Source organism: Streptococcus sp. HMSC073F11 (genome assembly GCF_001810785.1).
In the GTDB taxonomy this organism is placed as follows: domain Bacteria; phylum Bacillota; class Bacilli; order Lactobacillales; family Streptococcaceae; genus Streptococcus.
Genome location: NZ_KV802689.1, coordinates 1 through 233, shown reverse-complemented (window position 1 = coordinate 233; position 233 = coordinate 1). Strand labels below are relative to the sequence as shown.

Here is a 233-nt window from a genome sequence, read left to right as displayed (position 1 = left end):
TCTGGAGTAAAGGTAATAGAGCCATCTGGATTGATGCTGTATTCACCTACACCTGAAACGGTCTTCGTTGACTGACCATCTTCGAAAGTCATTGGTTTCGTATCATCAATTGGAACCAATGGATTACCTTCTGTGAAGGTTGGGGTACCTTTTTGCGGTTGACCTTGGATACCATTTGAAGTGGCATCCGTTGAAGTTGGAACTACTTCTTTCACCACCGCTTGGTACTTGAC

The 233-nt window shown here is 44.2% G+C and carries 1 protein-coding gene; it reads right to left on the bottom strand.

Annotation, left to right across the window (positions count from 1 at the left end; all coding sequences use genetic code 11):
- Nucleotides 1–233, bottom strand: a 233-nt coding sequence (locus HMPREF2764_RS01595) for a hypothetical protein (protein ID WP_148129348.1), incomplete at both ends; no start/stop codon positions are given.